Genomic DNA, 13,059 nt, shown 5'->3' on the forward strand with positions numbered 1-13,059 from the left:
GAATTCGTGTAGGACGACGCCGACCGTCGAAACCGAGGTCCAAAATGAAAGCGATGGCTGCTGCCGTTGACGAAGATACGACTAAGAAGCTGCAGGCATCCGTACCAACTGTGCCTGACCTAAATCTCGGGGTAGCAACCAAGCTGCGCGAATATGCGGATCTCCTTGTTCAACAGGGCGAGGGAGGATTTCGCTCCCGCGCCTATTACACGGCAGCGGATGTGATTACGGCCTTGAAGCGCCCCCTTAACGAGATACTCACCGAGGAAGGCCGCATGGGTCTGGTTGCTCTCCCTGGCATCGGATATGGAATTGCGGCAGCCATCACAGAGATTTTGACGAGCGGCCATTGGAATCAATTGGCAAGGCTGCGTGGCGATCTGGCATCCGAGACCCTGTTCCGGACAATCCCCGGCATCGGTCCCAAACTGGCCGACCGCCTGGCAGACGAGGGGCATGTCGAGAGCCTTGAAGACCTCGAATACGCCCTGCATTTCGGCGATCTGGCTGTGAAGGGAATTGGCGAGCGGCGAAAACGCATGATCGCCTCCGCGCTTGCCGAGCGGCTTGGGCGACCCACCGTTATTGTGAGCGGCCGAAGGACGGTACCTTCCGTTTCACTGCTTCTCAATGTCGATCAAATGTATCGGGAGAAGGCAGCGGTCGATCAATTGCCCAAAATCGCCCCTAGACGATTCAATCCGAAAGCTGAAACATGGCTGCCGATCATGCATATCCGCCAGAACGGCTGGTATTTTACCGCTCTCTACTCGAACAGTCGGCTGGCCCATGAATTGAACAGGACGCATGACTGGGTCGTGATCCATTATCAGCGTGATAGCGAACCCGAAGGTCGATGCACAGTCGTGACGGAAACGCACGGCCCCATGGCCGGACGGCGCATCGTAAGAGGTCGGGAAGCCGAGCAGGAAGAAAAGGAATCCCAAACATGAAGCAAGGTATTGGTAGTGAGGAGGTTGTAGCGCCGGAGCTGGTGATTCCGCTCGAAACGGTCTGCTTCATCATCATCAAGGCGCGCGAGTTCGATGTGAAGGAAGGGGTTAGCGAGCCCGACCCCGGGTCGAACCCGACCGACGACAACGAGGTGGCCGTCCTGCAGGATCATCCGGATGATCCTGTGCAAGAAGAACTGACGTCCGTTATTTCGGACCTTTCCTATGACGCGCAGGTCGATCTCGTCGCTCTCATGTGGCTTGGCCGTGACGGCTATACGGCAAGCGACTGGGCCGACGTGCGCCAACAGGCGGCGGATGCGCACAACGAGCGTACGGCAGCATATCTCCGCGGCAATCCGTTACTTTCCGACCATCTGGCCGCCGGACTGGACGCTATCGGCCTCTCCTGTACGGACTACGAGAGAGAACACCTATAGCGGCCGTCGAAGGCGGATGGCGGGCGGCGGTACCGCGCCGTCATTCTGCCGGAACGTTCTCGGCGAGCTCTCTCAGCCAAATCTTTGCATCGCCGTCGGACGGAGCGCGCCAGTCGCCTCGCGGCGAAAGCGAACCGCCGGACGAAATTTTCGGCCCGTTGGGCAATGTCGACCTCTTGAACTGGCTGGAGAAAAACCGCTTCAGGAATACTTCAAGCCAATGGCGGATTTCGGCAAGGGAATAGGCGCGCCGGTCGGCAGCCGGCAGGTCAACAGGCCAGACTCCGCTTTCCACATCACTCCAGGCGTGATGGGCCAGGAAGGCAATCTTTGAAGGACGGAAGCCGTAGCGGGTCAGATAAAACAGGTTGAAATCCTGCAATGCGTAAGGGCCGACAATATCCTGCGTCGATTGAAGTGTTCCCGTTGCGCCGGGCGGCACCAGCTCCGGGGAGATTTCGGTTGCCAGAATAGCGAGCAGGATTTGCGCCGTCTCGCTGCTCACGTCACCCGATCCGGCGACAAAGCGAATGAGATGCTGGATCAGCGTCTTGGAGACCGAGGCGTTCACGTTGTAGTGCGACATGTGATCGCCGACACCGTAGGTGCACCATCCAAGCGCCAGTTCCGACAGGTCGCCCGTGCCCACGACAAGGCCACCGTTCTGGTTGGCAAGCCGGAACAGGTAATCCGTCCGCAACCCCGCCTGGACATTTTCAAAGGTCACGTCGTAGACCGGCTCACCCTTGCTGAACGGATGGCCGAGATCCGCAAGCATCTGGCGGGCGGCGGGCCGGATATCTATCTCCGTCCCTGTCACGCCCAATGCATTCATGAGCGCCCAGGCGTTGGATTTCGTGCTGTCGGACGTCGCAAAGCCGGGCAGGGTGTAGGCGAGTACGTTCTTCCGGTCCAGACCGGCCAGATCCATGGCACGCGTCGTCACCATCAGTGCCTGCGTGGAATCGAGCCCGCCTGAAACGCCGATCACAGCGCGCTTGAGGCCTGTTGCGGCTAGTCGCTTCGCAAGGCCCTGAACCTGGATGTTGTAGGCTTCATAGCAGTCCTCGCGCAGGCGAGAAGGATCGGCGGGCACATAAGGATATCGCTCGACGCGGCGGCGCAGCGGCACGGGTCCGGTGGGGCGATCGAGTGAGAAGGACACCGTGCGGAACGGGCGGCTGCCATCGAGCTCCTCCCGAACACAATCCCCAAAGCTGTTGACTCGCATGCGCTCCTGCCGCAGCCGGCCGAGATCGATGTCGGCTGCAACGAATGTACTGTCATGCGGGAAGCGCTGCGTTTCGCCAAGGAGGTTGCCATATTCGAAAATCGCCGCATGGCCGTCCCAGGCCAGATCCGTGGTCGATTCCCCCGGTCCGGCCGCCGAATAGGCATAGGCCGCGATCGCGCGCGAGGAATGGCTGGCGCATAACAGCCGGCGCGTCTCCGCCTTGCCGATCGTGATATTGCTGGCGGACAGATTGAGCAGCACTTCCGCGCCGGCCATCGCCACCCGCGTGGACGGCGGCAGAGGCACCCATATATCCTCGCAGACCTCCACTCCGAAAGTGAAGGGAACCGAACCGTTCGACCTGAACAGGAGGTCGACACCGAACGGCACGTCGCGCCCGGCCACCTGAATTTCGGCATTGGTCACCCCTGCCCCGGGCGAAAAGTGGCGGCGCTCGTAAAATTCGCGATAGTTCGGCAGATAGCTCTTCGGAACCGCGCCCAATACGGCACCGCGATGAATAACCACGGCGGTATTGAAAAGGCGCCCATCGCGCCGCAGCGGCGCTCCAACGACGAGGACCGGGTAGAGGCTCTCGGAGGCTTCGACGATCCTGACGATCACCCCTTCGACCGCGTCGAGAAGCACATCCTGGAAGAGGAGATCGTCGATGGCATAAGAGGACAAGCCGAGTTCGGGAAAGAGCATGACAGCCACCCCCTCGGCATTGCCCTGCCGGGCCAGGCGAAGGGTTTCGGCAGCGGCGAAATCGGGATCGGCAACCTGGGCACGCGGCACACAGGCGGCGATTCGCAAGAATTCGTGGCTGTAGAGAGAAAAGAACTGGTCCATCGCCTTGCTCGTTATCTTGGTTACCGTTGAAAATAACAGCCTTCCGCCGATTGTCATCGTCCTTCCGCGCTACCGGGTCATTGTCGGCGAAGAGGTTCCGCTTTCGTGAGTTTCTTCTGTACCTGCCACCAGTGGCAAAAGCATTCGCAGTTGGCGTAAACTGCGCTTCGTGTCACATCATGCGTCGAATGCCATCGCATAGGGAGTTTTCTTGACCATCGGACTTGCCCACGCCGAACTGATTGCGGTTCTTGCGGCCGTTACCGGAGAGGAGCCGCGCGTCATGACGATAAGGTCCGGTGATGCACTGCCATCCGGTCCCTTCGAACTGGGGCACAGAAGTCTCCAAGCGGGCTTGAGAGAATGGGTTCGGGATCAGACGGGTCACCCGGTCGGCTATCTGGAACAGCTCTACACCTTTGCCGATCGCGGCCGTACCGGGGAGAATATCGACGGCCGAACCATCTCCATCAGCTATCTCGGTCTTGTCCGAGAGCAGCCGGCGCCGGGGGCAGGGAGACCGGAATGGCATGGTTGGTACGAATATTTTCCCTGGGAGGACCACCGCAAGGGAAAGCCGGATATCCTGGCCGATATTGCCAATCGCCTGCAGGACTGGGCGGATACCGAACCGGCGCGCCATGAATATCGCCAGCGCCGCATCGATTTCGCTTTCGGCCTTCATGGCGCCGCCTGGAACGAGGATCTTGCGCTGCAGCGATATGAGTTGATGTTTGAAGCTGGGCTGGTGGCTGAAGCCGGCTTCTCATCGGATCGTGGTTTTGGCCGCTCGATGTTTGCCGATCACCGCCGCATTCTTGCAACAGGCATTGCCCGGCTGCGTGCCAAGATCAAGTATCGGCCGGTCGTCTTCGAACTGATGCCCGAAAAATTCACGCTCCTGCAATTGCAGCGCACTGTGGAAGCGTTAGCCGGACTGACACTGCACAAGCCGAATTTCCGCAGGCTGATCGACCAGCAGGAGCTGATCGAGGAGACCGGAGAGACGACCGCCGAGACCGGCGGCCGCCCGGCCAAGCTCTTCCGTTATCGCCACGCGATCCTTGAAGAACGGGCACTGTCCGGTTCGAAATTTCCTCTTTCGCGCAATTGACATAAACTCAAAACGAGAATATCCATTTGCAGCCATAATACTCACTTTGAGTATAAAAGGAGCTGCTCATGAATTCCCCGCTCTCGGTATCCTCTCTCTACGACCGTGTCAGCCGCGTCATGCCCAAGGCCGAATGGATGGCTCATGAGGCGGATGTCGAGGCGATCCTCGATCTGAAGCGCCGGCGCAATGCGGTCATCCTCGCGCACAATTATCAGACGCCCGAGATCTTCCATGGCGTGGCGGACATTGTCGGCGACAGCTTGGCGCTCGCCCGCAAGGCCGTGGAAGTGGATGCCGACGTCATCGTGCTCGCAGGCGTTCATTTCATGGCCGAGACAGCCAAGCTGCTGAACCCGGAAAAGACGGTGCTGATCCCGGACATGGGCGCGGGCTGTTCATTGGCGGAGTCGATCACGCCCGAAGACGTGGCATTGCTTAGACAAGTGCATCCGGGCGTGCCGGTCATCACCTATGTCAATACGTCCGCCGCCGTGAAGGCCGCCTCCGATATCTGCTGCACCTCGGGTAATGCCAAACAGGTGGTGGAATCTCTCGGCGTTCCGAAAGTGCTGATGATCCCCGACGAGTATCTGGCGCAGAATGTGGCACGCGAGACCGATGTCGAGATCATCGCCTGGCACGGCCATTGCGAAGTGCACGAACTCTTCAATGCCCAGGACGTCCGTGACCTGCGCGAAGCCCATCCGGGCGTCATGGTTCTCGCCCATCCGGAATGTCCACCGGATGTCGTGGCGGAAGCCGATTTCGCCGGCTCAACTGCGGTCATGTCGGATTATGTCGGCCAAAAGAAGCCGGCGCGCGTCGTGCTGCTGACGGAATGTTCGATGAGCGACAATGTCGCCGTTCATCATCCGGATGTCGAATTCGTGCGGCCCTGCAATCTTTGCCCGCACATGAAGCGGATCACGCTCTCCAACATCCGCAAGGCGCTGGAGGAGAACCTCCATGAGGTGACCGTCGATCGGGCGGTCGCCACGGCTGCGCGGCGCGCGGTGGAAAGGATGCTGGCGATATGACCGAGGTCTTGAACCATCTTGCCGGCCGCGTCGCGATTGTCGGAAGCGGGCTGGCAGGCCTTGTAACAGCGCTGAAGCTGGCGCCGCAGCCGGTCGTGCTCATCACGCGGGCGGAACTTGGCGCGGAAACGTCCAGCGCCTGGGCGCAGGGCGGCGTCGCCGCAAGCCTCGGCGAGGACGACAGCGCCGACCTGCATCTGACTGATACACTCGCGGCGGGTGACGGACTGTGCGATGCGGCTGCGGCGGCTTCGATCCTGTGGCAGGCGCCTACTGCAATCGCCATGCTGGAACGGTTCGGCGTCACTTTCGACAGGGCGGCCAACGGCGCATTCTCGCTTGGGCTTGAAGCTGCTCATTCCCGCCGCCGTATCCTGCATGTCGGAGGCGACGGCTCCGGCGCAGCAATCGTCTGTGCCCTGGTAGAGGCCGTCCTGCGGACGTCGTCGATCACGGTGTTGACCGGCTTCGAGGTGCGGCGGCTTTTGGTCGAGGAAGGAATAGTCTGCGGCCTGCTCGGCGCGACGCGCAACGGAACGGCAATCCTTCCGACCTCGCGCGTCGTGCTCGCCACCGGCGGCATTGGCGGACTTTATGACGCAACCACCAACCCCATCGGAAATTTCGGCCAGGGCATCATGCTGGCGGCCCGGGCCGGAGCGGAGCTTGCAGACATGGAATTCGTGCAGTTCCATCCCACGGCGCTTGATTCTCCGAAACGCCCCCTGGTTCTGGTGAGCGAGGCAGTCCGTGGCGAAGGTGCAACGCTGGTGAATGAACGGGGTGAGAGGTTCCTCGCCGGAGAGGTCCGCGCAGAGCTTGCGCCCCGTGATGTCGTGGCGCGCGCAGTCAGTGCCGAGCTCGCCCGCGGCGGCCGCGTTTTCCTCGATGGCCGGACGGCGCTTGGTAGCCGTTTCGCCAGCCGCTTCCCGCAGATCGACGCCTTGTGCCGGAAGGCGGGCATTGATCCCTCCTGTGAACTCATCCCGATCAGGCCGGCGGCGCATTATCACATGGGCGGCATTGCTACGGATGAGAATGCACGAAGCACGGTCAGAGGTCTCTGGGCGGTCGGGGAGACCGCATCGACCGGCCTTCACGGAGCCAATCGGCTTGCCAGCAATTCGCTTCTCGAAGCCGGCGTTATGGGCATGCGCGCCGCGCAGGATATCGCCGGCATGGCGACTGTCGCGCCGCGGCGGGTGCGGGGGATCGCCCTTCCCGGACCGGCCGATGTCTCCGCCGTCCGGCAGATCGTCTCGCGGCATCTTGGCGTGCTGCGCAATGCCGGCGCCATTCACGGCGCAATCGCAAGCCTGCTGCAGCTTGCCGAAAGTGAGGGGCCTGCGTCCGATCCCGCAATGGTCGCACTGTTGATCGCAGTCTTTGCGTCGATGCGGCGGGAATCGCGCGGGGCACATGCCCGCACGGATTTCCCGCTCAAGCTCGCCTACGCCGAGCGCCGGAAAATGCGCCTTGACGAAGCGCTCGAAATTGCCCGCACGACCGCTTCCCATCCTCTTGCCAGGAGTGCCTGATGCCCTTCGTTTCTCCTTCCCGGCTGATTGTCGAACCGCTGGTACGTGCCACACTCATCGAGGACCTTGGCCTTGCCGGCGATGTGACTTCGGCGGCCGTCATTCCCTCCGAGCATCGCTCGACAGTCGTCATGGCTGCGCGTAAAGCCGGCGTGATCGCCGGCCTTGATGCCGCCGCACTCGCCTTCGAACTCGTCGATCCCGCGATCACAATGACTCGCCATGTTCAGGACGGGACGACGGTGGGTCCAGGTGATACCATCGCGACGATCGAAGGGCCGTCTCGCGGCCTGCTGACGGCAGAACGCACGGCACTCAATTTCCTCGGCCACCTGTCGGGCATCGCAACCGTTACGGCACGTATCGTGAATGCGGTAAGCAACACCAGGGCGGCGGTGGTCTGCACACGCAAGACGACCCCGGGGCTTCGAGCACTCGAGAAATATGCCGTCCGGGCCGGCGGCGGCCTGAACCATCGCTTCGCGCTTTATGACGCAGTGCTGATCAAGGACAATCACGTTGCGATCGCCGGCGGTGTCTCGGAGGCCATCCGGCGAGCCAGAGCGAATGTCGGGCACATGGTAAAGATCGAGGTAGAAGTCGATACGTTCGACCAGCTTCGCGAAGCCATGGAGATCGGCGTCGATGCCGTGCTACTCGACAACATGACGCCAGAACAGCTCCGCGAGGCCGTAACGATCGTCGGAGGCCGGGCGATCACGGAGGCCTCCGGCGGCATCACGCCGGAAACGGCCGCCGCCATCGCGGCTTCGGGCGTCGACCTCCTGTCCGTCGGCTGGATCACCCATAGCGCACCGACACTCGATATCGGTCTGGACTTCCACTCCTGAAGACCCTGGCGATGCAGAGAGCACGACCAGGCAAGTTAGCCGGCCTTGCAAGTTGAATTCCTATCGGACGATGCTATAAGGCTGGCCTAGCTTGTTGCAGGTTTCATCTGCTGGTTGGAGAGGACGCCATGTCTCACGACGCCCTCTTCCAATCGGGGATGGGCTCAGTCGAATTTGATGCCCCCCGAACGGAAGAATTCTTCAAGACGCTCGTCATCGGAGCGTGCCCAGGAGTATTTAGCCTCGTCTTCACGAGAACGAGACGGGATGCCGTTGCGCTGGTCCGCACGGCGATGCGCCAGCGCGGCATGAGCGCGAAAGCCCTGGTCCGGCCCCGGATCGCCGTCACCATCCCCTCCTGATCCCTCCGTCATCTCCGGCAGAAACGATCCCCCGAACCGTCTTGCGCGGTCCTGACGACCGTTTCACGCCGACGTTACATTATCGCGGCAAAAGGCCGACACACCGAACGCCAACGGGTTTTCAAGATGCAGCTCACGACCCCCTATTACCTGATCGACAAGGCGAAACTTCTCCGCAACATGGAGAAGATCGCCTATGTCCGGGAAAGCTCGGGCGCCAAAGCACTGCTGGCGCTCAAATGCTTCGCCACCTGGTCGGTCTTCGATTTCATGCGCGACTATATGGATGGCACGACTTCCTCGTCCCTCAACGAGGTCCGCCTTGGCCATGAACGGTTCGGCAAGGAAACGCATGCCTATTCGGTCGCCTATGCCGATTACGAGATCGATGAGGTCGTCTCCCACGCCGACAAGATCATCTTCAACTCGATCGGCCAGCTTGAGCGCTTCGCGGACAAGGCTGCCGGCATCGTCCGCGGCCTTCGCCTCAATCCGCAGGTGAGTTCGTCGAGTTTCGATCTTGCCGATCCTGCCCGTCCCTTCTCGCGCCTTGGCGAATGGGATGTCGGAAAGGTCGAGAAGGTGATGGACCGCGTCAGCGGCTTCATGATCCACAACAATTGCGAGAACAACGATTTCTCGCTCTTCGACCGCATGCTTGGTCAGGTCGAGGAAAAGTTCGGTCCACTTCTGAGACAAGCGGAGTGGGTGAGCCTCGGGGGCGGCATCCATTTCACCGGCGAGAATTATCCCCTCGATGCTTTCTGTGACCGGCTGAAGGACTTCTCGGATAAATACGGCGTGCAGGTCTATCTGGAGCCGGGCGAAGCTTCCATCACCAAGTCCACCACCCTGGAGACCACCGTTCTCGACACGCTCCACAATGGCAAACATCTCGCCATCGTCGACAGTTCGATCGAAGCCCATATGCTGGATCTTCTGATCTATCGCGAAAGTGCCAAAGTGGCTCCGAACGCCGGGCCGTATCGCTACATGGTTTGCGGCAAGTCCTGCCTTGCTGGCGATATTTTCGGCGAGTTCGATTTTCCGAACGAACTGAACGTCGGCGACCGGATCTCCATCCAGGATGCCGCCGGTTACACGATGGTCAAGAAGAACTGGTTCAATGGTGTGAAGATGCCGGCGATCGCCATCAGGGAGCTCGATGGCAGCATTCGAACGGTCCGCGAATTCACCTACGCGGACTATGAGCGGAGCCTCTCCTGAGGCGCTAAACCGGATAGAAGGAGATATCCTCAAAAATGAAAAAGAACGTTCTCATCATCGGCGCCGGCGGCGTCGCCCAGGTCGTGGCGCACAAATGCACCCAGAACAATGATATCCTCGGAGACATCCACATCGCTTCACGCACGAAAGCGAAATGCGACAAGATCATCGCTTCGGTTCGCGAGAAGAACGCGATGAAACAGCCGGGCGTGCTCGAAGCTCACGCGCTGAATGCGCTGGACATCGAGGCGACCAAAGAACTGATCAAAAAGACCAATTCGCAGATCGTCATCAACGTCGGCACCGCATTCCTCAACATGTCGGTTCTGCGCGCCTGCTTGGACACCGGCGTCGCCTATATCGACACCGCGATCCATGAAGAGCCGAACAAGATCTGCGAAACCCCGCCGTGGTACGGCAATTACGAGTGGAAGCGCGCCGCCGAATGCGAGGAAAAGGGCATCACCGCCATCCTAGGCGCCGGCTTCGACCCGGGCGTCGTCAACGCCTATGCGCGCCTTGCCAAGGACGAGTATCTCGACAAGGTGACGGATGTCGACATCGTCGACATCAATGCCGGCAGCCATGGCAAGTATTTCGCCACCAATTTCGACCCGGAAATCAACTTCCGCGAATTCACCGGCGTCGTCTATTCCTGGCAGGGCGGCGAATGGAAGGTCAACAAGATGTTCGAGATCGGCAAGGACTACGACCTGCCGGTCGTCGGCACACGTCGCGCCTATCTCTGCGGTCATGACGAGGTCCACTCGCTGGCGAAGAACATGGATGGCGCCGACGTGCGCTTCTGGATGGGCTTCGGTGACCACTACATCAATGTTTTCACAGTGCTGAAGAACATCGGCCTGTTGTCCGAGCAGCCGGTCAAGCTCGCGGACGGCTCGGAAGTCGTGCCGCTCAAGGTCGTCAAGGCCTGCCTGCCAGACCCGGCATCGCTCGCCCCGGAATACGAAGGCAAGACCTGTATCGGCGATTTCGTGAAGGGCATTAAAGACGGTAAAGAACGGACGGTATTTATCTACAATGTCGCCGACCACAAGGACGCCTATAACGAAGTGGGCTCGCAGGGTATCTCCTACACCGCCGGCGTCCCGCCGGTTGCCGCCGCCATGCTGATCGCCACCGGCGAATGGGATGTGAGGAAGATGGCAAACGTGGAGGAACTTCCTCCGAAGCCCTTCCTCAGCATCCTGAACAGGATCGGCCTGCCGACCTGGATCCGCGATGAGGACGGCGAGCGGCCGCTGAATTTCTAAACCGGATCGGCCGGAAAGGCTGCAGAGTTTCCGACCCGGCCGACCAGAAACCGCGTCTTGTTGACGAGCCCGAAGGGGTCGGCGCCGGCGGTCCCTTCCAAGCTGTCAATTCCGGTCGGCATTCAGTCATGTCTAGACCGGAATGATCTTTTGCTCTCTGACTGACCGAAGGGCTGCATCCGCCAGGGCAAGTGCGGCCAGCCCGTCCTCGACGGAAGGCGATGGTGCCGAGCCGGTCTCAAGGCTGTCAATGAAGGCGGAAATTTCCGCAGCATAAGCCGCCGTATAGCGGGTCATGAAGAAGTCATGCAGCGGAGGGCGTGTAAAACCGTCCTTCGTGGCAAGCTCGATGGAGACGGGCCGCTGGTTTTCCGCCGCAATGGAACCAAGGGAGCCGTGCACCTCGATCCGCTGATCGTAGCCGTAACTGGCGCGACGGGAGTTCGAGATCACGCATTGCCGGCCGCTGGCCGTGGTCAGGATGACGCTCGCACTGTCGTAATCACCCAACTCGCGGATCTTCGGATCGACCAGGACCGACCCGGACGCCATCACGCTCGCGATCTCCTCCCCGAGCAGGAAACGAGCCATGTCGAAATCATGGATGGTCATGTCGCGAAAGATACCGCCGGAAACCTTGATATAGTCCGCCGGCGGCAGGCCTGGGTCGCGGCTGATGATGGTCACCATCTCCACGTTGCCAATCCTGCCGTCATCGATCGCCTTGCGAACGGCCCGGAAATGCGGATCAAAGCGGCGGTTGAAGCCAAGCATCACCTTCGCCCCGGTCTTGCTGACGGTCTCCGCGCAGGCTCTGGCGCGCGCCACATCGAGATCGATCGGTTTTTCACAGAAGATCGCCTTGCCGGCCATGGAGAACCGCTCGATCAGATCGGCATGCGTATTGGTCGGCGTGCAGATGATCACCGCGTCGATATTGCCATCGGCTTCGACGGCATCGATGGTGCTGACCGCACAGCCGGTGCTGTCGGCGATCGATTTCGCCGCATCCGCCACGGCATCCACGACGCAGACGAGCTTCGCCCGCTTGTCCTGCGCGATCGCGCGTGCATGCACCCTGCCGATTCGGCCCGCTCCCAAGAGTGCCAGTTTCGTCACCATGATTTCTCCTCCGCAGGCTTTGCGAATACCCAAGCCTCACGGCATCGCAGGACTGCTTGTTCGATTATCGGGGATGATGTTCTTGTCAGACTGTCCAAGCGCTAATTTGGAATATATGTTCCATTTTGCTAGATTGGGATTTCGTTTGTGTCAAGCGCAGAAGCAGGAAGGGTGACCATGGGAGACATCGGCGTGCCGGCCACCATAAAGGCATTCGAGGAGCGGTTGCTGGAAGTATCCGAAAGCCTTCCCAAACGGCTGCGGCAATGCGCCGACTACGTTGCCGCCAACAAGGATCGCATAGCCGTGTCCACGGTTGCCGAGATGGCCGAGGGCGCGGGCGTTCAACCCTCCGCTTTCATGCGCTTCTGTCAGATCCTGGGCTTTTCCGGTTTCTCCGAAATGCAGCGGCTGTTTCGCGACTCCTATGTCGGGGGGTGGCCGGATTATTCGACCCGGTTGGGCCATCTGCGGGAGAAGGCGGAAGGCAGCCCTTCCGCCTTGCTCGCGGAATTCGTCGAAGCGGGACGGACTTCACTCGAAAACCTGCTGAAGACGATAGAGCCGCACACCCTGGAGCAGGCGGTGAAAATTCTGGCCAAAGCGCAGATGATTCACATCATCGGCATGCGCCGATCTTTCCCGGTCGCGAGCTACATGGCGTATGCATTCGAGAAGATGAATGTGCCAGCCATGCTGCACAGCGCGGTCGGTCGGCTGGAGAATCGAAATGCAGTTCGAGACGGAGACGCCCTGCTGGCGATCACGTTTTCCCCCTACACCGCAGACACGATCGACATGGTCGAGGCAGTCTCCGCCCACGGCTTGCCGGTCGTTGCCATCACAGACACGATCGTCAGCCCGCTGCGCAAGTTTCCAGCAACTATTCTCTCCGTATCCGAGGTGGATTTCGGTGCTTTCCGTTCGCTTTCCGCCACGCTCTGCCTCGCCATCACATTGGCGGTAGCCGTCGGGACGGAACGTCCCGAGAAATGAATTTTTGTATTGTAAATAAAGAAAATGGAATTTAAAATCCAAATCCGGGAAAAATG

The 13,059-nt window shown here is 60.3% G+C and carries 13 protein-coding genes; 10 read left to right on the forward strand and 3 right to left on the reverse strand.

The features are described 5' to 3' along the window. The first annotated feature begins 44 nt into the window (after positions 1 to 44). Together ABK249_RS18675 and ABK249_RS18680 are read left to right on the forward strand one after the other, a co-directional pair. Entirely contained in the window at positions 45 to 953 is a 909-nt protein-coding gene (locus ABK249_RS18675; protein ID WP_348863619.1) for a helix-hairpin-helix domain-containing protein, read from the forward strand. After that, positions 950 to 1,393, forward strand: coding sequence for a DUF3775 domain-containing protein (locus ABK249_RS18680; RefSeq protein WP_348863620.1), 444 nt, complete (start codon positions 950 to 952; stop codon positions 1,391 to 1,393). The genes ABK249_RS18675 and ABK249_RS18680 overlap by 4 nt, the downstream gene beginning before the upstream one ends. A 40-nt stretch (positions 1,394 to 1,433) precedes the next feature. Here the strand turns inward: ABK249_RS18680 and ABK249_RS18685 are convergent, their stop codons facing one another. Then, positions 1,434 to 3,479, reverse strand: coding sequence for an NAD(+) synthase (locus ABK249_RS18685; protein ID WP_348863621.1), 2,046 nt, complete (start codon positions 3,477 to 3,479; stop codon positions 1,434 to 1,436). 211 nt (positions 3,480 to 3,690) lie between these two features. On the opposite strand from ABK249_RS18685, the gene ABK249_RS18690 reads away from it, so the two are divergent. From ABK249_RS18690 to ABK249_RS18720, 7 genes are all read left to right on the forward strand, one after another. Next, positions 3,691 to 4,593 carry an NUDIX hydrolase gene (locus ABK249_RS18690; protein WP_348863622.1) on the forward strand — a complete coding sequence of 301 codons (903 nt, stop codon included), beginning with the start codon at positions 3,691 to 3,693 and terminating at the stop codon, positions 4,591 to 4,593. A 68-nt stretch (positions 4,594 to 4,661) separates the two neighbouring features. Next, complete coding sequence (nadA, locus tag ABK249_RS18695; protein ID WP_348863623.1) at positions 4,662 to 5,633, forward strand: quinolinate synthase NadA; 972 nt, start codon at positions 4,662 to 4,664, stop codon at positions 5,631 to 5,633. After that, the gene (locus ABK249_RS18700; protein ID WP_348863624.1) at positions 5,630 to 7,171 is read left to right on the forward strand and encodes an L-aspartate oxidase; all 1,542 of its coding nucleotides are present in this window, start codon (positions 5,630 to 5,632) and stop codon (positions 7,169 to 7,171) included. The genes nadA and ABK249_RS18700 overlap by 4 nt, the downstream gene beginning before the upstream one ends. Then, positions 7,171 to 8,022 carry a carboxylating nicotinate-nucleotide diphosphorylase gene (nadC, locus tag ABK249_RS18705; RefSeq protein WP_348863625.1) on the forward strand — a complete coding sequence of 284 codons (852 nt, stop codon included), beginning with the start codon at positions 7,171 to 7,173 and terminating at the stop codon, positions 8,020 to 8,022. Before ABK249_RS18700 ends, nadC begins: the two co-directional genes overlap by 1 nt. A 128-nt stretch (positions 8,023 to 8,150) precedes the next feature. Then, complete coding sequence (locus ABK249_RS18710; protein WP_227704740.1) at positions 8,151 to 8,384, forward strand: hypothetical protein; 234 nt, start codon at positions 8,151 to 8,153, stop codon at positions 8,382 to 8,384. Between the two features lie 126 nt (positions 8,385 to 8,510). Further along, a complete protein-coding gene (gene nspC, locus ABK249_RS18715; protein WP_037152171.1) occupies positions 8,511 to 9,611 on the forward strand; it encodes a carboxynorspermidine decarboxylase in 1,101 nt (366 codons plus the stop codon). 35 nt (positions 9,612 to 9,646) lie between these two features. After that, on the forward strand, positions 9,647 to 10,885 hold the full coding sequence (locus tag ABK249_RS18720) for a saccharopine dehydrogenase family protein (RefSeq protein WP_037152168.1): 1,239 nt from the start codon (positions 9,647 to 9,649) through the stop codon (positions 10,883 to 10,885). Here ABK249_RS18720 and ABK249_RS18725 read toward each other — a convergent pair. Next, a complete protein-coding gene (locus tag ABK249_RS18725) occupies positions 10,882 to 11,007 on the reverse strand; it encodes a hypothetical protein (RefSeq protein ID WP_348863626.1) in 126 nt (41 codons plus the stop codon). The genes ABK249_RS18720 and ABK249_RS18725 overlap by 4 nt on opposite strands. Positions 11,008 to 11,017: 10 nt before the next feature. Further along, positions 11,018 to 12,007 carry an inositol 2-dehydrogenase gene (gene iolG / locus ABK249_RS18730; RefSeq protein WP_348863627.1) on the reverse strand — a complete coding sequence of 330 codons (990 nt, stop codon included), beginning with the start codon at positions 12,005 to 12,007 and terminating at the stop codon, positions 11,018 to 11,020. A gap of 177 nt (positions 12,008 to 12,184) precedes the next feature. Between iolG and ABK249_RS18735 the strand changes: the two genes are divergently transcribed. Continuing rightward, complete coding sequence (locus ABK249_RS18735) at positions 12,185 to 13,003, forward strand: MurR/RpiR family transcriptional regulator (protein WP_348863628.1); 819 nt, start codon at positions 12,185 to 12,187, stop codon at positions 13,001 to 13,003. Positions 13,004 to 13,059 lie beyond the last annotated feature (56 nt).

The organism is Neorhizobium phenanthreniclasticum (genome assembly GCF_040066075.1).
Taxonomy (GTDB): domain Bacteria; phylum Pseudomonadota; class Alphaproteobacteria; order Rhizobiales; family Rhizobiaceae; genus Neorhizobium; species Neorhizobium petrolearium.